This window comes from Microcoleus sp. PH2017_35_SFW_U_B (genome assembly GCF_020737865.1).
Taxonomy (GTDB): domain Bacteria; phylum Cyanobacteriota; class Cyanobacteriia; order Cyanobacteriales; family Microcoleaceae; genus Microcoleus.
In genome coordinates, this window is record NZ_JAEQDE010000092.1 from 1 (window position 1) to 18,289 (window position 18,289).

The following is an 18,289-nucleotide window of genomic DNA, read 5'->3' on the forward strand; positions in this document are numbered from 1 at the left end:
AATGATGTGACGTTCTGTTAGCTGCATTCTCAACCTCCTGACCACATAATACCATGCTTGATTACTTATGCTTACAAACTGAATGAAGTTTTACAATACCCAAATTATCCATTTTGATACCACTTCAAAAAAAGAATGCAACCAAGCGTCGAAATTTTGTAGGGTGGAGGCAAGGCGATGAGCGATTAATCTGTAGCACCTGCGCGATAAATCTCCAACCGTACCGCCACCCAGCACGAACCAAAAACTAAAAAACGAGTAAATTCACAATTTTTGAAACCAGCGCTGTATCAGCCAAAAACCTTCGTACTATCGCGGTATTTTTCGGTCGAAAGCAGTCGCCAACTCCCATCACCCAAAAGTTCCAAAACCTGCTGGTGATATTTCAACAAACTCAATCGGTGGCCCACACTCACAAATGTAGTTTTAGTTGCTTGCAACTGTTCGTATAAAAGTTGCTCGTTCTTCAAATCCAAAGCACTTGTAGCCTCATCCAAAATAGCATATCGCGGTTTCGTCAACAACAATCTGGCAAAAGCTAAACGCTGCTGTTCTCCCAGGGACAAAATCTCGACCCAATCTAAAGCCTCATCAAAACCGCCCAATCTGTCCGGCAAATCTGCTAAGTTGACTAATGCCAAAACACAGCGCAATTGTTCCTCATCAACCTTGCTGCTGGTATTGGGATAGAGAAGTTGCGATCGCAAATTGCCCAAAATCAGATAAGGACGCTGCGGCAAAAACAGCATTTCTCCCAATTCCGGCCGCGCCAGACGACCCGTTCCCGAGTCCCACAAACCCGCAATAGCCCGCAGCAAAGAACTCTTCCCAGAACCGCTTTCACCGACAATTAACAGTCCTTCTCCCGGCGACACCGCTACCGACAAATCCTTAATCAAAGTCTTTTGATGCTTCGGAGTATCTAAAGTAACCTGTTTCAGCATCAACTGAGAATCTACTACGACATCTATAGTAGTTCCTCCGGCACGAGATACCGCCTTTTTTGCTTCCAAAGTATCTGTAAATACAGTTAAACGATTGATACTAGCTGCAAAAGAACTAAGGGGTTCAATGCGACTGACAATCAGTGAAAAAGCGGCTAAAACCTGACGGAAAGCAAAACCCGCCTGAGTGATGTCTCCAAACTGAATCGTATCGGTTGTGTCGGCAAAATAAGCAGGAGCGAGAAACAAAGCCGGAATAATCACCACAGCATACCCATATCCAGTTGTAAAATAATCCAAATTTCGCTGCCAGCCAATTAGCAAATTAAAATTGCGGAATACTTCCACGAACCGCTGCTTTATTTGGATCGATTCTCGCTCTTCCCCTCCATAAAAGGCAATGGATTCAGCATTGTCGCGAATGTGAACCAGTCCGTAGCGGAAATTAGCTTCTTGTTTAAGTTGCTCGAAATTCAGAGGCACTAATTTTTGACCAAAAATCAGACTGGCGGTCGTCCCCAACATAGCATAGACAATCAGGAAAATTGAAAGTTGTTTCGAGATTGACCACAGGATACCCGTGAAAGATATGATATTAACTATTGAACTCAGGAGCGCCAGCATAAATGTCAAACTTGTACGAGTAAACGATTTGACATCTTCAGAAATTCTTTGGTCGGGATTGTCGATTTCCTTGTGTGAATTTATTTCGTAATAAGCCCGATTCTTAAAATACTTGTCCAGGAACTTATTTGTCATCCACTGTCGCCAGTAGAGACTCAATTTATCTTGGATGTAGCCGTAAATTACCACAATGGGAGTGCCGACTGCAAAAACCCCTGCATAGACAAAAAGATACTTCCAATAATTGAGCTGGTCTTTTTTTGCCAGTGCTGTATTGAAAAAGTTACTGACGTAACTAATGATTACATTCAAACCGCTTACGGACAGGGACAATAACAGCAATAAAGCTAAAAAAAACCACGACTGCCAATGCGCTATCAATCTGCCTTTAAAAAACCAAAAAGCGCTCAAAGGAATAATTAGCATCAAGGCAACAATGATAATTGTCGGGGAATCAATAATCTGCTGCAACAAACTAACTAACCCAGCAGCAATATTATTGACAAAATCCGGAAAAAGAGCGGCACCCCCCAAACATACAACACTAACGAGTACAAACATAGCAGCGAACAGAAATATTAATAACAGCGCTACTAATCCCAGAAAAACCCTGCCTCCTCCAGGCTCTAAAGGATAAAAGTAAGGCTGAGCGATCGCAATAAATTTTTCCCACAACTGACGGTCAAATCGATTCATTTTTACTGTTTGCAAAACTACTTCAACTGTTCTAACATATCAAGTTTGATTCCCCATTGTCGCAGTAATTTATTTGGGAGTTTAGGGAAGAGATTGGTCTCCTATGAGGTGCGCGGTCACGACTACAATTAAATTGGTTTGTAGTGAGGACTTTAGTCCTCATGAAAATCAGAGGACTAAAGTCCTCACTACAAACCAGATCGCGGTTATTTTACCGGAGATGATGTCACTCACAGAGGAATATTTGTTTTCCGATTTAAGTCGTGGAGACGCAAACAGTTTGTAGGTTAGTTGTGGGGTAAATCTAAAATCTTAAATCTATGGGATCGGGAGAAGTGGTGGTTTCGCCGATCGACTCCGACGACGATAGATTGTAGTAAAATCGGTGGCTAATCCCCAAACTAACTTGCTTGAGCACCCAATACAAAACAGCAATAACGACAAATGTTGCAGCCATTACTACAACCGGACGCTTACCAATCAAATCATTCATGACGGTGTTAACCAACGCATCGGGGTTAGTCAGGATGTCCCAAGTGTTGAACCGGATAAATCGTCCTAAATAAATGCCGATCGCCGAAAGTGCGTGTATAGTTATCTCCGTTGCCAGAATAAATCTACCCCAACCCTGTTGCTTCAGATAGTAACCCAAACCCATCACCGACAGTACATAGGCCTCAAATCCCGCCAACATAAACACCAGATACTGCGGAATCAGCGCCAATGTCACCACCCACACCGAGTTCCCCTCTTTAATCTGCTCGATCAGGTGAATGATATCAGTTAAAACGTAGGGTGCATTGGGCAAAAACGCGATAAACCAGAAAAAACCGCCCCACCAGCGGAGAGAGCGAACTCCGCGCTGTCGCAGCACCCAGATATCTAAAGCCATTAGTGCTAGCGTAATTGCGATCGCCCCCAAAACGTAAGTTGTACCCACATCTTGCACAATGTGCTTGAGATAGGACACAACATGGCGCGTGCTAGGCAAAAAAGTAGCGCCCAGGAGAACCCACGTACCCCACAGCAGCCAGCGCGATCGAGGTTTGCGGAAGAGCCAAAAACTCAACGCCAGCGGTACTAAACCTAAAAACAAATTCCAAGACATCCAGCGGACATTCTGTCCCATTGCTGCGATCGCTTCCAGGATTAATCCCATCATGTCAGTTTTTATACAATTAAAGGTTTCATGCAGCACCGCTTTCTCAGCAGCGTGAATCTATCTTAGTCGCTATAGCATTCGGAAGAGTTGACAGTTGACAGTTGACAGTTGACAGTTGACAGTTGACAGTCTGATTTGTAGGGTGCGTCAGCTAGCCACTTCTCGCTCCCCGCTGTCACATTACATAAAGGTACGTTGTTGCGCTTCAGCGCTCTTCGACGATCTATGAAAGAGCGCTGAAGCGCAACAACGTACCTAAGGAACCTACAGATAGGTTTTGCCGATCGGAATTTCGATCGCAAAAGTCGTTCCGCCTCCGACTTGGGAGAAACAGTCAATCTTGCCCTTGTGCTTTTCTACCACAATCGAGTGCGCGATCGACATTCCCAAGCCAGTACCTTTCCCCACAGCTTTTGTCGTAAAAAACGGGTTAAAAATGCGATCGATCACCGCCTGCGGAATCCCCGTACCGTTGTCCGAAATTTCCACCCTCACAGTGCCCTGGGCCGTGACACCAGTGCAAATCACAATCCGGCCGCTCTTAGTCGCTGCTTCTGGAACTGACAACTTGTGATATTGTTCTTCAATAGCATCAATTCCATTAGCAATAATATTCATAAACACTTGATTCAGTTGGCTGGCATAGCACTCCACCGGTGGCAGTTTCCCGAACTCCTTAATTACTTCAATTTCCGGGCGCCTATCGTGACTCTTTAAGCGATGCTGCAAAATCAACAAAGTGCTATTAATTCCCGCGTGAATATCGACAGGCTTCATTGCCGATTCGTCCAGCCGCGAGAAATTTCTCAGCGACAGCACAATTTGCCGGATGCGATCGGTTCCCACCTGCATCGAACCTACAAGTTTTCTTAGATCCTCAGTCATGAAATCCAAATCAATCTCTGCAATGCGATCGACAATTTTTGCATTAGGTTCGGGATACTCATGTTCGTAAAGATTCACCAGATCCAGCAACTGTGTAGTATACTGGTGTAGATAAGCAATGTTAGCGTGAATAAAGTTAACCGGATTATTAACTTCGTGGGCGATGCCTGCAACTAATTGACCCAAAGAAGACATTTTTTCAGTTTGAATGAGTTGAGATTGAGCAGAGCGCAATGACCGCAGCGCTGACTCTAGCTCTGTAGCTCTATCTCTTTCTCGCGCCTCGCTTTGTCGCAGAGCTTCCTCTGATTGTTTACGAGTCGTAATATCTTGGGCAAATCCAATTATTACCTTCGACCGACCCTGAGAATTTCTGCTAAAAATAGTATCCCGACTTTGCAGCCAAAACCATTCACCGTTTGCGGCCAGCATCCGGTACTCAATTTCCCTAATTTCGCCATCTTTAATTTCTGCAAAGCTCGCGTGATATTCCAAAATTTTTGGCAAATCTTCGGGGTTAATTAACTGAGTCATTAGTGATGAACCCATCGCTTTAATTTCATCAAATGTATAGCCAAGAAGCGTGCCCATAGAAGAATTAGCATAGACATTTCGCTGTTCTTCCAAGTCATAAAGATACAAAATGCCGGGAGTAGCATCCGCAATTTTTTGAATAAACTGCTGGCTCTCTTGCAAAGCTAACTCAGCTTGTTTGCGATTCGTAATATCAATAGTGATACCGTCCCAAAGAATATCGCCGTTTGCTTTAGCTTCAGGACGCGAAATTGACTGAAACCAGTGAATTTTTCCTGAAGGCAGCACGAACCGTCCTTCCCAGTACCAAGGTTGCAAAGTTTGCGCTGAAATAGCAACAGATTCGTTATAATCTTGGCGGTCGTCGGGATGAACCAAATCTATTAGCAAAGCCGCATTTTTACGAAGACTTTCTGGTTCTAGCTCAAACATTTCTAGGGAAGCAGGACTGACGTAAGGGAAACTTAAATAACCATCTCCACCAAGCAAACATTGATAAATTACTCCCGGCACATTTACAGACATTTTTTGGAATTTCGCTTCACTTTTTTGTAGTGCTTCCTCTGCTTCTTTGCGCTCCGTGATGTCAGTAATTGAACCAACAATGCGGACAGCTTTTCCAGATGCATCCCACAAAGCTTGTCCGCGACTGAGTATCCATTTGTAGGTGCTGTTGTAGCACCACAAGCGGTATTCGGTGATGTAATGCGGCGTTTTTTTGTCTAAATGGTCTTGGAAAGCTTGCATTACTAAATCTAAATCATCGGGATGCGTGTTTCTGTTCCATTCGTCAAAGTAATCGAGCATGGGGATGTGTTCGTATCCCGTGATTTCTTTAAATCGATCGGACAGAAATATTTCTCCTGTTTGCAAGTTCCAATCCCAAATGCCGTCATTGTTACCTTTGAGTGCTAACTGCCAGCGTTCTTCTGTTTGCATCAATTGAGCAGTTCTTTGTTCGACTCTATTTTCTAGTTCTTCATTGAGCTGTTTGAGACTTTCTTCTGCCTGTTTCCGCTCGATCGCAATTCCCGCTAAATGCCTGACAGATTCTATCAATTGCAGCTCAAAATTTTGGGGAGTGCGCGGTTGGGCGTAATACATACCAAAAGTTCCCAAAACTTGACCCCCAGATGAGACAATAGGAGTAGACCAGCAAGCTCTCAGTCCAAAACTCAAGGCTAAATCTCGAAAGTCTTGCCACAAAGGATCGCTGGCAATATCTGTAACGATCACCTGTTCGCAGCGATAGGCAGCAGTGCCGCAAGAACCGACATTCGGGCCGATGGCTACTCCATTAATAGCAGCATTATAACTTTCTGGCAAACTGGGCGCGGCTCCGTGCAGCAAATGTTTGCCGTCTGGAGCTAGAATCAAAATCGAACCCATGACATTTTTAGATTGCTGTTCGATAATTTTAATTAAAGTATTTAAAGTATCGCCAAGAGTTGCGTCCTGAGCAATCATTTCTAAAATTTGTTTTTGACCTGTCAACCAATTTTCAGCTTGCTTGCGCTCGGTAATGTCCCGGGCAATCCACAAAGCCGTGTTGTCTTTCATTGGCGAAATGGTAGCAGCAAACCACTTTTGTTCGCTGCCAATTTCCAGGTGATATTCACAATTCAAAGTTTGATTAGTAGAGACAGCGATAGTAATTTGCTCCAAAAAAAATTCTGCTGTTTCTGGATCGAATAGATCGTGAATTTTTTGACCTATAACTTCCGTCGGTGGCTTGTACAAAAGTTCGGGATTTGTCTGGGCAACTTTTAGATAGCGTCCCTCAATATCGAACACAAAAATTACGTCGTTCATGGCAGCGAACAATGCCCGCAATTCTGCTTCTGAAGCTTGCAGGGCGAGTTCAGCTTGTTTGCGATCGCTAATGTCGCGCCCCACTCCTTGGTATTCGATCGCCGCACCTCGATCGTCAAAAGTTGCCCTGTCAGTCCACTGTATCCAGCGAATTTCGCCCGTGTCGAGAATTACGCGGTGTTCCCAGGTAATAGCGGGATTTTGTAGGCTTAAAGAATTGAAAATATCGCTGCAAAAGTTTCTATCTTCTTCCCAAATCAAAGGCATAAAAGAATTGCCGATCAGATCCGATCGCGATTTATTGAAATAGCGGCAGTAGGCATCGTTGACAAAAGTCACAACTCCGCTGGGCAAGAAACGGCAAATAAGTTCGGTTTGGTCTTCAATAATTGCCCGATAGCGAGATTCGCTCGCTTGCAGCGCGGCTTCTGCTAGGATGCGATCGCTAATGTCTGTACCGACGAACAGCAGCCCGATCGATCGCCCTTTGGAATCGACCACAGGTTTGTTTCTCCAGGTTATCCAGACTTTTTCCCCATTGCGGCGGATGTTTTCATTTTCGTGTTTGAAGTATTTGTCCGGCTGTGCCACACAGTCTCGAATCATTATGACTAACTGATTTTCCGACAATGTGGCCGGATCTACAATTGTGCCGATCGCACTTTTGCCAAGAATTTCTGCTTGTGAATACCCGAAAAAATTTTCCGCAAACTCATTAAAAAAAGTAATCTTGCCTTCATTGTCTAACTGCACAATCATGCTGTTAGCGTTCTCAACCAGTTGTCGGTACTTAGCTTCGCTCGATCGCAGCATCGATAGGCCGTACATCCCCGTAAAAACCGCCACCCCGCTCAAAACTGCCAGCAAGCCACCTCCTGAGAGCAACCACCCCCGCCGTGGCGAATTCTCGGGCCATCCTCCTGCGGGAATTGCTGCCAACTGCCAGGAACCGTTGGGCAAAATCACTTCCAACACCACCGGATTGTTCTGAAAAATCGAGTTGTCGCCGAAAAACACCTCACCTGACACTCCCTTCGCGTCTTTCCCCCGGACAGCGTATTGCACCTTGGCTGAGGGATCGTTGAGTCCCGCTTCCTCAAGCAGGACATTTTTTTCGAGGATCACACCGATCAACCCCCAGTAAACTCCTGTTTCGGGCTCGGCGTCGGGGGGGGTCAGAAAAATTGGCGATCGGCTGATGAAGGCCACGCCTCCCTCCAATAATTGCACGGGCCCGGCAAGCAGAGTTTTTCTGGTGTGGATCGCATCTTCGACCATTTGCCGCTGTTTGGGTAGCGTCATCAAGTCAACGCCGATCGCCTTTTCATTTCCATCCTTCGGATAAATATCAGCGATCGTCGTCCCTTTAACTAAAGTGATGTTGCGAATGCCGGTTTGCTGTGCCAGCAGAATTCTCGCCGTAGCTGCAAACTCGGCTGCGGTGATGTCTGGGTTGTGGGAAATGTCAGCTACCAATCCCCGGATCAAAAATAGCCGGGAATTCAAAGAACCTTCCAACTTTGAGCGGACTGTGCTGAGCCGATCGATCGTGCTAGCGCGGTTGTGTTGCAAAAATCGCTCTTGTTCCGATCGGTCTAAAATGCCAACTCCGACCAAAATTGCTACTAATGCCGAAAATGCTGCTAAATACGGTGAAATTTGGAATTTTTTCAGCTTAAAGTATTCCATCTGTCGGCAGTTCAACTATATTTTTAAGTCTTTAGATAGATTTATTTTAGTTTCATTTTCCTATGCCGATGCAAGATTTCCGGCAGACGGAGCTTTTCACAAGTCTGCACGAGTTTTGTGTGTTCTAAGCTGTTGTACATCTCAATTGTTTATTTCAATTTCCTCGCACATTCTCCCCATTGGTGTCAACTTAAGGTCAAAAACTTTTGTATTTTTCGTTCGCAGCCGAAGCCAGATCCCCCTAAATCCCCCTTAAGAAGGGGGACTTTGAGTGCTTCTTGTCCCCCCCGACCTAAGGGGGGTTAGGGGGGATCTGGCATTAATCATCAGACAGAAGACTGGAATTACATTTGACGTGTTTGTTGACACCAATTCCCTCTCCCCCTCTCCCACTCTCCAGACTCGCGCACCCGAAACACGGGATTTGTTGGCTAAAATAAGGTTAGCAATAATTTTTGTCAGCGCTGGGCGCAAATAATTCATAGGGGCAATTTGATGCAGGAACAGTTGATGGAAGCGATCGCACCTTACCGCGATCGAGTAGATTATCTAGAAGTTCGCCTCGAACAAAGCGAGTCAACAGCCATTAGTTTTCGCGGCCCTCAGTTAGATGCAGTCAACCGCAGTTTCAGTCTAGCCGGCGGCATCCGCGCCTGTCACAAAGGCGGCTGGAGTTTTGTAACATTTAACGGTTTGGCTGAATTAAAAGCCCGGATTGAAGAAGCTGTCGTGCAGTCTCGTTTGGTAGGTAGCGAAAAAACTGTACTAGCAGATGTCACTCCGATTCAAGATTATGTAGCGGTGGAATTCGGTCGCGATCCGCGGTCTATTACTCTAGCAGAAAAACGCAAGTTGCTCGAATCTTACAACCAATTGCTGTTAGATTTCGACCCGCGAATTCAGACGACAATGGCCGGTTACAGCGATCGATTCGGGATTACTTATTTTGTGAATTCTCAAGGCACTTGCATTGCTCAAGAGCGTTTGGACGTGACGGGGCGGTTTGGGGCGATCGCCCGCGGGGAAGGCGGTGTCGTCCGTCAAGGGTTTGAATCGATTCATTCGCGATCGGATTACAATGTCTTGACAAATATTGAAGATCGTGTTAAAAGCGCGGCGGTGCGAGCTGTGGGCCAATTAGAAGCAAAACCGGTCAAAGGCGGCCAGTATCCAGTGATTTTAGACCCTTATTTGTCGGGGGTATTTATTCACGAAGCTTTCGGCCATTTGTCGGAAGCTGACGGCATTTACGAAAACCCGAAAATGCAGGAATTATTGACTTTGGGCAAGCCTGTGGCGATCGAACAATTGAACGTAATTGACGACGCAACTTTGCCGGGATTGCCGGGAACTTTGAAATACGACGACGAAGGAGTGCCAGCTCAGTGCAAGCATTTAATTAAAAATGGAGTTTTAGCAGCGAGAATGCACAATCGCGAGACTGCGGGCAAAATGGGCGAAGCTCCGACGGGAAATGCTCGGGCCTTGAGCGCTACTTTTATGCCGTTGGTACGGATGACTAATACTGCGATCGAATCTGGCGCACATTCTTTCGATGAAATGGTGGGCGACATTGAGGAAGGAGTCTATGCAGTACGGATGTTGGGAGGACAAACCAACGGCGAAATGTTTACCTTTGCAGCAGCCGAAGGCTTCATGATTCGCAACGGCAAATTGGCCGAACCGGTGAGTGATGTCACCTTAAGCGGCAACGTATTTCAGACTTTAAAGGATATAGAGTCGATCGGCAACGACTCAGTTTATGCCTACGGCGGATGTGGAAAAGGTGGCCAAAGCGGTTTAGCTGTCAGCGTCGGCGGCCCCCATTTGCGGATCAAAAATGTTGTAGTCGGAGGCAGATAATATATAGCCTTTCGAGCTTTCATATGAGGTACTCATGGGGATAGGGCATAGGGCATAGGGCATAGGGCATAGGGCATAGGGCATAGGGCATACCTCACTTTTTTTAGAACCGCTATATAAAAACTGTTGAGTTTTGAATTTTGAGTTTTGAACTCAACAGTTTTTATCCCCATCGGCGAACCCAAGAGTTCAATAAAAAACCCGGTTTCTTGAAGAAACCGGGTTTTTTTCTACCAACTAAGAGAGGATTGAAAAATTATCGGGTAGAGGTTGCGGGAATTCTGCATTTCTCGCGCAACCCTCTCAACCAAACTACGGGCTAATTTTAGTGGCAGCGACTTAAAGCTGTCTCATCTCATCTTCAAGCACCCGAACCAAATCTTGATTGCCGCTGGCTCTAGCGACTTCGATGCGGTGCATCAGTTGCTTTTGAATGTTAGCGCGGTGGGTTTCAGCGATTTTTTTTACGTTTTGGCGATTTGTGTTCATGGTGAACGTTCCTTATATTAAATTTGGTGTAACTCCTACTTCTTTAATATAGCGCAAAATTTCAAAAAGTATCTAAATTTACAAAAAGTTTACAGTTATTGACCGATCGACCACAATAGTGTATACTATCTCGCATAAGTCAATAGCGATATCTTGACATTTCCAATAATTTAAATAGTAGGCGTCGGTCAGATTCCCGCTTCCCAACAAAATAATTTCCCAAATCAAAGGTACATAGTTGCGCTTCAGCGCTCTTAGGTACGTAGTTGCGCTTCAGCGCTCTTAGGTACGTAGTTGCGCTTCAGCGCTCTTAGGTACGTAGTTGCGCTTCAGCGGTACGTAGTTGCGCTTCAGCGCTCTTTGATATAGACAAAAGCGCCAAAGCAAAGGTACGTGCCTTAGTCAAAACTGAAAACTTCCCCCAGCACCTCTAGCAAATGGTGAAGGTGTGCGAGCTCGTGAGTTGCCATCAGCGAAATCCGAATGCGACTGACACTGACAGTCGGAGGCCGAATCGCCACAGCCAAAATACCCATTTCCTTGAGTTGGCTGCTAACTGCTAAAGCTGTGGCTGCATCTTTTAACAGCAGACTGAAAATTGGGGAGAGGGAATTGCTAATTGGTAATTGGCGATTGGTAATCGCCCCATATTTGAAAGTTTCAATATTTTGTTGCAACCGAACTCGGCGCTCTGGTTCTTGCTGTACAATTCTCACAGCTTCCAAAGCAGCCGCCGTGTCAGCCGGCGTCAATGCTGTAGTATAAATCCAACTCGCGGCTCGATTGCGGAGAAAATCAATTAAAGTAGCGGAGCCCGCAACGTAGCCGCCCAAACTTCCCAAAGCTTTGCTAAGCGTGCCAACTTGAATTAGCGGCAATCCCTTACAGCCGAAATGTTCTGCACAACCGGCACCGCTAGCACCGAAAACTCCTGTAGCGTGAGCTTCATCTACTAATACCATACAGTTAAATTGCTCGCCCAAAGCTAACAACTCCGGCAGCGGACACAAGTCCCCATCCATGCTAAACACGCTATCGGTAATAATTAAACACTTGCGGAATTTAGCACGATTTTGTTCTAGCTTGGCTTTTAAATCCTCAAGATTGCAGTGATTGTACTCTAGCGCTGTTGCACGGCTGAGTATGGCTCCATTTTTGAGACTCGAATGATTGTACTTGTCAGATAATATCAAATCGCGCTGGCCGACAACTGATGCGATCGCCCCTAAATTCGCTAAATACCCGGAACTGAATACTAAAGCGTCTTCAGTTTGTTTTAAATTAGCAATAGCCAGTTCTAGCTGTCGGTGCAAATCGCGGTGTCCGCTGACTAACCTCGAACCCGTCGCACCCGTACCAAATTCCTTAGTTGCAGCCATCGCCGCTTGAATCAACCTGTCATCGCCGGCAAGTCCCAGATAATCGTTGCTGGCAAAGTTAATCAGCCAACGGCTTGCTAATTTTACCACAGGCCCCGGACAGCTTTCGATCAATTGTGGCGATCGATACCAATCGGCCCGGCGAACAGTGTCCAGGGACTTCTCTAGCCAAGCGTAAGGGTCTGCATTCATATTGTCCAGCGATCGAGTAATAAGTTATATTGTCTTATAATCAGTCCCTGCCTATCAGAGAAGCATATGCCACTCACTAAAAAATACAGATTAGTCACCCGCAGTGATTTTGACGGTCTTGTCTGTGCCGTTTTACTCAAAGAACTCGATATGATAGACGAGATTAAATTCGTGCATCCTAAAGATATGCAGGATGGAAAAATCGAAATAACAAATAACGATATTACCACCAATTTACCATATGTTGAGGGAGTTCATCTAGCTTTCGATCACCATTTTAGCGAAACTCTCAGACATGAAAAAATCAAAATCAACCACATCATTGACCCCTATGCAGCTTCCGCAGCCAGAGTGCTGTATAAATATTATGGAGGCAGAGCAAAATTTCCTGATATTTCCGAGGCGATGATGCTAGCAGTTGACAAAGCAGACTCCGCTCAATTTGCCAAAGAAGAGGTTTTGCAACCGGAAGAATGGGTGCTGTTAAACTTCTTGATGGACGCCCGCACTGGCTTGGGCAGGTTTAAAGAATTTACGGTTTCCAATTATCAGTTAATGATGGAGTTAATTGATTACTGCAAAAATCATACCATCGATGAAATCTTGCAGCTTTCTGATGTGAAAGAAAGAGTAGACCTTTACTTCGAGCAATCCCAAAAATTTGAAGACCAAATACAGCGCTGCGCCAAAGTTTACGATCATTTAGTCGTTTTAGATTTGCGTAACGAAGATGTGATTTATGCGGGAAATCGTTTTGTAATTTACGCTTTGTTCCCCGAGTGCAATATCTCGATTCACACACTATGGGGACTGAAGCAACAAAATACTGTTTTCGCCGTTGGTAAGTCAATCTTCAACAAAACTTCTCAAACTAATATAGGGGAGTTAATGTTAAAATATGGTGGGGGCGGCCACCGGAATGCGGGAACTTGTCAGATTGAAAATGATAAAGCTAGTAAAGTTTTGAAAGAGTTAATTGCCCAGATTGAGCAAAAGGGTTAAATTAAATTAACTTGATATTTTTGGCAGTCAGGACTTGAGTCTTTGATGATTTAAATTTTCAGGATTCAAGTCCTTACTACAAAAGGGAATGTTTAGAACTCAAGTCCTTGCTGCTAGCGGGAGTTTAGTCCTCAAGGTTTTGAGGTTGGGGGTTCGGGGCGTTGAAATTTTCTGCACTCTTGCCTTTGACTGGCGGCAAATAATCTACTAAACCCATATCAAAAGCCACATCCGGCAAATCGGCAGCGTTATAATTTCCTGCTTCAAACAATCGCCCAGGAGTAAAACAAGGCTGCTTCAATCTTACCACTTCGCTAGGCGAAAACATTCCCCTAAACATTTTGCGTTCGAGTCCCATAATTTCTGCTCCTAAAACAACTCTCGCATTAATCTTAACAATTTTTTGCCTGTCGCTTCCCAATTAAATAAATCCGCCGTCTCCCGAGCTTTTTGGGCTACCTGAAAACGCATGGGATCCTCCACAATTTTTCGCAACTGTTCGCGAACAGACTCAACATTTGGTTCGGCCCAATGAGGAGCATTTCTAATTTTAAGATACTGAGTATCGTAACATTCTCCGACGGGAATTAGATCGTGAGCAATGGGATAACAGTTAGCACTATTTGCGTACTCCGTCGGGCCACCGTACACAGTCATAGCGACTGGTAAACCCGCAGCAAAGGCATCCAAAATTTTAATCGCAAAACCCTCGCCACGAAACGGAGCCAAAAAAGCATCTGCTGATAAGTATAAATCCGCTAGTTCTGTTTTAGTAAAAAATTTAGGCTTTATCTCTATTTTCGGCTTTAATTTGCCGAATTGTCTTTCCATATTTATGATATGTTCGGTTATGGCATCAGGATTTTTGCCACCATCTTTGACGATCAACTCTACGTTGGCATCATCTTGAAACTCTTGATAAAATGCTTGGATGGCGAGATCCGTGCCAAATCTATACAAGTCAAAAGAATTGGTCATGTGCAGAATAGATTTTACATCGTTCTGGTTTTTTTTAGGTCTGGAAGAATAGAGTTGCGAAATTAAAGGATTGAAACCTAGAGGTATGACGGAGACTTTTTTTGTCGGACATCCAGCTTGGACTAAAACGTTTTTAGAATATTCACTGACGGCTATGATGTGGGATGAATTGTTGACAGCATCGTAAATCCAGTAATCATATTCATCATCATTTCTGGCGAATTCGTAATTGATGGCAAAAAATTCTAAGTTGAGGTGTCCGCTGAGTTCTTTTAAAAAGAAAGGTTTCCAATAATGAGACCATTTTAGCTGAAATAAATCTGATGGTGCGGTGTTCATCCACTTGGCTAGGAGGTGGTTTTCTTCGGCTGTGGAATAGCGTGTGAGGTGAGATGCGATTTCTGAGGGTTCGACTGAAATAGAAATCCCCATTTTGTCTAAGGTTTTCGCCAGCGATAGGGTAATGTCGGCGAAGGAATTAAAATTTTGAAAGCCGACGTTAAAGTGAACCATAATTAGTTATTGGTTATTGGTTATTGGTTATTGGTTATTGGTTATTGATTGTAGGGTGCGTCAGGCGAGTAGGTTTTCAATACAAACTCAGGATTTTTGCCCTGACGCACCTTGGGTTTATTGAGGTGAGAAGGTTTTCAATACAAATTCAGGATTTTTGCCCTGGCGCACCTTGGGGTTTATTGAGGGTTGATTAATTAATACCATTTCTCTAAAATTGTGCAACACTCTTCGACCCCCCCTAGCCCCCCCATGAATCAGGGGGGGAACAAGAATACTGTTATTTCGTTGAAAATTGGTATAAATTATTCATAAAAACATTTGTACAAGCCTCCACGTGAAAGATGCGGATTCATGAGATTGTTGATATAATTTAGGGATGTTCGAGTGCGACGCACCCTACGACTCACATCTCAAAATATACGATTTAAATGCGGTACAGCTTAGGATTTTGCTAAAGTGTAAGGTGCGTCGCTTGATGATTTTGCATATATAGCCTTTCTCAAAAAGATGAGGTATGGCTGACGGCTTATATAATAAACACTAAGAGGGGCTGAAGCCCAACAACGTACCTCATCTTTTTGAACACCGTTATGATTTAGGGATTGTTGATGGCGACGCACGCTACGACTAAAATCTAAGATCGCCAATGGTATGATTTTGCTAGGATGCCGATCGCACTAATATGACTGTACAGTCGCATCCGCGCGCCACAGCTTCCGGGATGTTCCCCTGAATCACCTGTTTCAGCAGCCCTTCGCGACTGGCTCCCAGGACGATCGCATCACATTGATCGTTTTGAGCCAAATCAATTAAAGCATCCGACACCGACTTAGCGCAAACCGCAGTCACTATTACTTCACAACTAACCCGCCCCTGAATAAACTTCGCAGCTTGCTTTAATTCGGCGCGCGAGGGCTCCGCAACAGAAGGCTGGTGCACCTGACACAATTTAATCTCCGATAAGGCACTCGCAGCCACGAAAGCAGGTAGCAGCCGCAATGCCGCAGCTTGCTTGTAACTGCCGCGAATTGGTACTAACCAGCGCTGCAAACCCATCAGTGTGTGCAATCCCAATTCTGGCGCCCGAATGTCGGAATTGGGCGAGGAAAATTCAGTCTCTGGTGTCGCTGATGAATTTGATGTCACAAATTGAGAATTTTCTGCGTCATCAACTCCTGCGGCATTTAACTGCCATTCTGTAGACGCATATTCCCGCCCGCTGCTAGCGGCTGAAAACTCATTTTTCTGGCGTGTTACTAATAGTTTTTCGCTCCATTTAACTAAAACTACTTCGCAGCCTGCTTGCCGAATTACGGTATCGACCACATCGCCAAAAATGCGTCCAGTTGTGGATAATTCGCCTTGCCAGCCCATCAAAATTAGGTCAATGTGACGCTCCCTAATTGTCTCTAAAATCGCGTGAGGCACGTCGTGAGCTACCCGAATTTGAGTGTGTACTGGCAAGTTCCAATTGCGGATAATGCGCTCGGCTTGTTGCAGCAGGCGGCGGCTTTTTGTGGTTCGCACTGCGCTTTCTGAGGGGGAACTGTTGCGCGGTACGATGATGATTTGCAGGCATTCTAATTCATAATTGCGATCGCGCGCAATGGCGGCCGCGAGTCGCAGCAAGGCGGGTGCTGTTTGCGGGTTGGAAAGCGGCACTAATAAGCGGCCGTTTCCGACTTGTGGCGCTCGGGTTTGATAGACTACATAGGAGGGTTCTGGATGCGGGCCTTGGGTTGTTTCTCCGCTGAGGCGATCGGATTCTACTCGGATTATGTCGCTGCGGGTAATAATTCCAACTAGATGCCGTCCTTCTATGACGGGCAAGCGGCTGATATTGTAGTGATTGAGTCTGTACAGTACCTCGCTTAGGGTATCCTTGGCTTTGACTGCGATCGGCTGTGCAGTCATAAATTCTTTGAGCAGTGTCTTGCCGGACAAATTCTGCTCGCTGGCTTTTGCTAAATCGGTTTGACTGATAATTCCGACCAGTTTACCATTTTCAACTACCGGAAAGCCGCGGTGGTGCGATCGCGAAAAAGCCTGCATCACTTCATCGAAAGTCAGTTGACTCGAAAGAGTTTCAACTCGGCGCTGCATCACGTTAGCTGCGTACAAGTCGCTCAAACCATCAACCGCAGGTTTATCTTTGGTGAGATGAATGCCGCTAAACTCCAAAAGGCGATCGTACAAAGAGCCGCTGTCCACCTTTTCGGCGACTAAATAAGCAACTACAGAACAGATCATCAAAGGTAGCACCAATTTGAAATCCGCCGTAATTTCAAACACAATAACTACCGCCGTAATCGGCGCCCTAGAAACCGCACAAAAAAACGCTCCCATTCCCGCCAAAGCGTAAGTTACCGGCAAACCAACACCCAGCCAATGTGCTTGGATAATTCCCACGATATGGCCGAGTGCCGAACCGAGAACTAAAGAAGGTGCAAACAATCCTCCCGGAGCTCCCGAAGCTGCGGAAAGAATTGTCAAACAAAAGTGAGCGATAAAAGCAATTAAACTGGTGGTTCCGCTAGCTTCTCCGGTTAGCAAAAACTCGCGCAAACCAGTATTATTGCGAAAATTTTCTGGCAAAGCAGCGATGACTATACCACAGATAAACCCCGCACAAGCAATTCGCCAAGGTAAGGCTAATTTCAGCGTTTTTCGATTGAAGTGCAAACCAGCAATAATCCCTTTGCTGAACAAAGCTCCCAGCAATCCCGCTAAAACTCCTAACAGTATATAGAACGGAATTTCCTGAGGAAAAAAACTAATTTTATACTCTCGCAAATTGAGATTTAAACTATCTCCGCCCAAAAGCTGCGAAACAACCGCACCGATGAAAGAAGCAATAATTGCCGTACCTAAAGTCAAGCCAGAAACATCGTGCAGCAGTTCTTCAACTACAAACAAAACCCCTGCAATCGGAGCATTAAAACCAGCAGCCAGTCCCGCCGCTGCACCGCAAGCAATCAATTGGCGGCGGTAGTCTGGGGAAGTCGGCATCAAGTTACCTATCCAGCCGGCCAAAGACGCTCCAATTTGGACGGTTGGGCCTTGTCTTCCCAGGGTTAAACCGGAACCAACTGCTAAAATAGTGGTCAGAAGTTTAACGACAGCTACTCGTAAATTCAAAGAAAGATTGACACCAGCGAGGGCAGCTTTGACGTGAGGAATGCCACTACCAGCAGTTTCTGGAGCGAAACGTTCAACTAAAAAACCTGTTAGAAACCCGCCTAATAAACCGACAGCCGGAAGCAAAATTAAAGCTGGAATTAGCGTTGAGGTAGCAACTCGCCAACTGCCGAGCCATCCGACTCCTAATTTGAGCAAGACGCCAGCCAATCCTGAAATTAAACCGATCAGGCAAGCTTCAAAAATAGCGAGGCGTTTGGGGCGTAAAAAAAGCTGAGATTCGATGACGCTGGAAGGTTCCCTAAGTTGTTTAGGGATAGTAATGTACGGCATAAATAGGGTAGATGACCTAAGAATTGTATGCTCGATTAGACTTTAGCAAACAT

At 45.2% G+C, this 18,289-nt stretch carries 10 protein-coding genes; 2 read left to right on the top strand and 8 right to left on the bottom strand.

Going from position 1 to position 18,289, the window contains the following annotated elements; genetic code table 11:
* Positions 1-290 precede the first annotated feature (290 nt).
* From JGK36_RS24620 to JGK36_RS24630, 3 genes are all read right to left on the bottom strand, one after another.
* The gene (locus JGK36_RS24620; RefSeq protein ID WP_293193395.1) at positions 291-2,264 is read right to left on the bottom strand and encodes an ABC transporter ATP-binding protein/permease; all 1,974 of its coding nucleotides are present in this window, start codon (positions 2,262-2,264) and stop codon (positions 291-293) included.
* A gap of 304 nt (positions 2,265-2,568) precedes the next feature.
* On the bottom strand, positions 2,569-3,426 hold the full coding sequence (locus JGK36_RS24625) for a DUF1361 domain-containing protein (RefSeq protein WP_293193394.1): 858 nt from the start codon (positions 3,424-3,426) through the stop codon (positions 2,569-2,571).
* Positions 3,427-3,690: 264 nt separating this feature from the next.
* On the bottom strand, positions 3,691-8,346 hold the full coding sequence (locus tag JGK36_RS24630) for a PAS domain S-box protein (protein ID WP_293198331.1): 4,656 nt from the start codon (positions 8,344-8,346) through the stop codon (positions 3,691-3,693).
* A gap of 495 nt (positions 8,347-8,841) precedes the next feature.
* Here JGK36_RS24630 and JGK36_RS24635 point away from each other — a divergent pair, with 495 nt between their 5' ends.
* Positions 8,842-10,209 carry a TldD/PmbA family protein gene (locus tag JGK36_RS24635; RefSeq protein ID WP_293185135.1) on the top strand — a complete coding sequence of 456 codons (1,368 nt, stop codon included), beginning with the start codon at positions 8,842-8,844 and terminating at the stop codon, positions 10,207-10,209.
* Between the two features lie 339 nt (positions 10,210-10,548).
* Here JGK36_RS24635 and JGK36_RS24640 read toward each other — a convergent pair whose 3' ends face one another.
* Positions 10,549-10,698, bottom strand: a complete 150-nt coding sequence (locus JGK36_RS24640) for a hypothetical protein (protein ID WP_293143575.1) — start codon at positions 10,696-10,698, stop codon at positions 10,549-10,551.
* A gap of 398 nt (positions 10,699-11,096) precedes the next feature.
* Complete coding sequence (gene bioF, locus JGK36_RS24645; protein WP_293193391.1) at positions 11,097-12,269, bottom strand: 8-amino-7-oxononanoate synthase; 1,173 nt, start codon at positions 12,267-12,269, stop codon at positions 11,097-11,099.
* Between the two features lie 66 nt (positions 12,270-12,335).
* Here bioF and JGK36_RS24650 point away from each other — a divergent pair, with 66 nt between their 5' ends.
* Complete coding sequence (locus tag JGK36_RS24650; RefSeq protein ID WP_293185139.1) at positions 12,336-13,271, top strand: exopolyphosphatase; 936 nt, start codon at positions 12,336-12,338, stop codon at positions 13,269-13,271.
* A gap of 124 nt (positions 13,272-13,395) precedes the next feature.
* Here the strand turns inward: JGK36_RS24650 and JGK36_RS24655 are convergent, their stop codons facing one another.
* The 3 genes from JGK36_RS24655 to JGK36_RS24665 form a co-directional block, all read right to left on the bottom strand.
* Entirely contained in the window at positions 13,396-13,629 is a 234-nt protein-coding gene (locus JGK36_RS24655) for a hypothetical protein (protein WP_293143588.1), read from the bottom strand.
* Between the two features lie 11 nt (positions 13,630-13,640).
* The gene (locus JGK36_RS24660; protein WP_293185141.1) at positions 13,641-14,762 is read right to left on the bottom strand and encodes a glycosyltransferase family 4 protein; all 1,122 of its coding nucleotides are present in this window, start codon (positions 14,760-14,762) and stop codon (positions 13,641-13,643) included.
* Positions 14,763-15,425: 663 nt separating this feature from the next.
* On the bottom strand, positions 15,426-18,236 hold the full coding sequence (locus tag JGK36_RS24665) for a chloride channel protein (RefSeq protein ID WP_293185143.1): 2,811 nt from the start codon (positions 18,234-18,236) through the stop codon (positions 15,426-15,428).
* Between the last annotated feature and the right edge of the window lie 53 nt (positions 18,237-18,289).

Bases quoted from the DNA above. Each gene is read 5' to 3' on its own strand.
- JGK36_RS24620 (WP_293193395.1), bottom strand. From the start codon at position 2,264: ATGAATCGATTTGACCGTCAGTTGTGGGAAAAATTTATTGCGATCGCT.
- JGK36_RS24625 (WP_293193394.1), bottom strand. From the start codon at position 3,426: ATGATGGGATTAATCCTGGAAGCGATCGCAGCAATGGGACAGAATGTC.
- JGK36_RS24630 (WP_293198331.1), bottom strand. From the start codon at position 8,346: ATGGAATACTTTAAGCTGAAAAAATTCCAAATTTCACCGTATTTAGCA.
- JGK36_RS24635 (WP_293185135.1), top strand. From the start codon at position 8,842: ATGCAGGAACAGTTGATGGAAGCGATCGCACCTTACCGCGATCGAGTA.
- JGK36_RS24640 (WP_293143575.1), bottom strand. From the start codon at position 10,698: ATGAACACAAATCGCCAAAACGTAAAAAAAATCGCTGAAACCCACCGC.
- bioF (WP_293193391.1), bottom strand. From the start codon at position 12,269: ATGAATGCAGACCCTTACGCTTGGCTAGAGAAGTCCCTGGACACTGTT.
- JGK36_RS24650 (WP_293185139.1), top strand. From the start codon at position 12,336: ATGCCACTCACTAAAAAATACAGATTAGTCACCCGCAGTGATTTTGAC.
- JGK36_RS24655 (WP_293143588.1), bottom strand. From the start codon at position 13,629: ATGGGACTCGAACGCAAAATGTTTAGGGGAATGTTTTCGCCTAGCGAA.
- JGK36_RS24660 (WP_293185141.1), bottom strand. From the start codon at position 14,762: ATGGTTCACTTTAACGTCGGCTTTCAAAATTTTAATTCCTTCGCCGAC.
- JGK36_RS24665 (WP_293185143.1), bottom strand. From the start codon at position 18,236: ATGCCGTACATTACTATCCCTAAACAACTTAGGGAACCTTCCAGCGTC.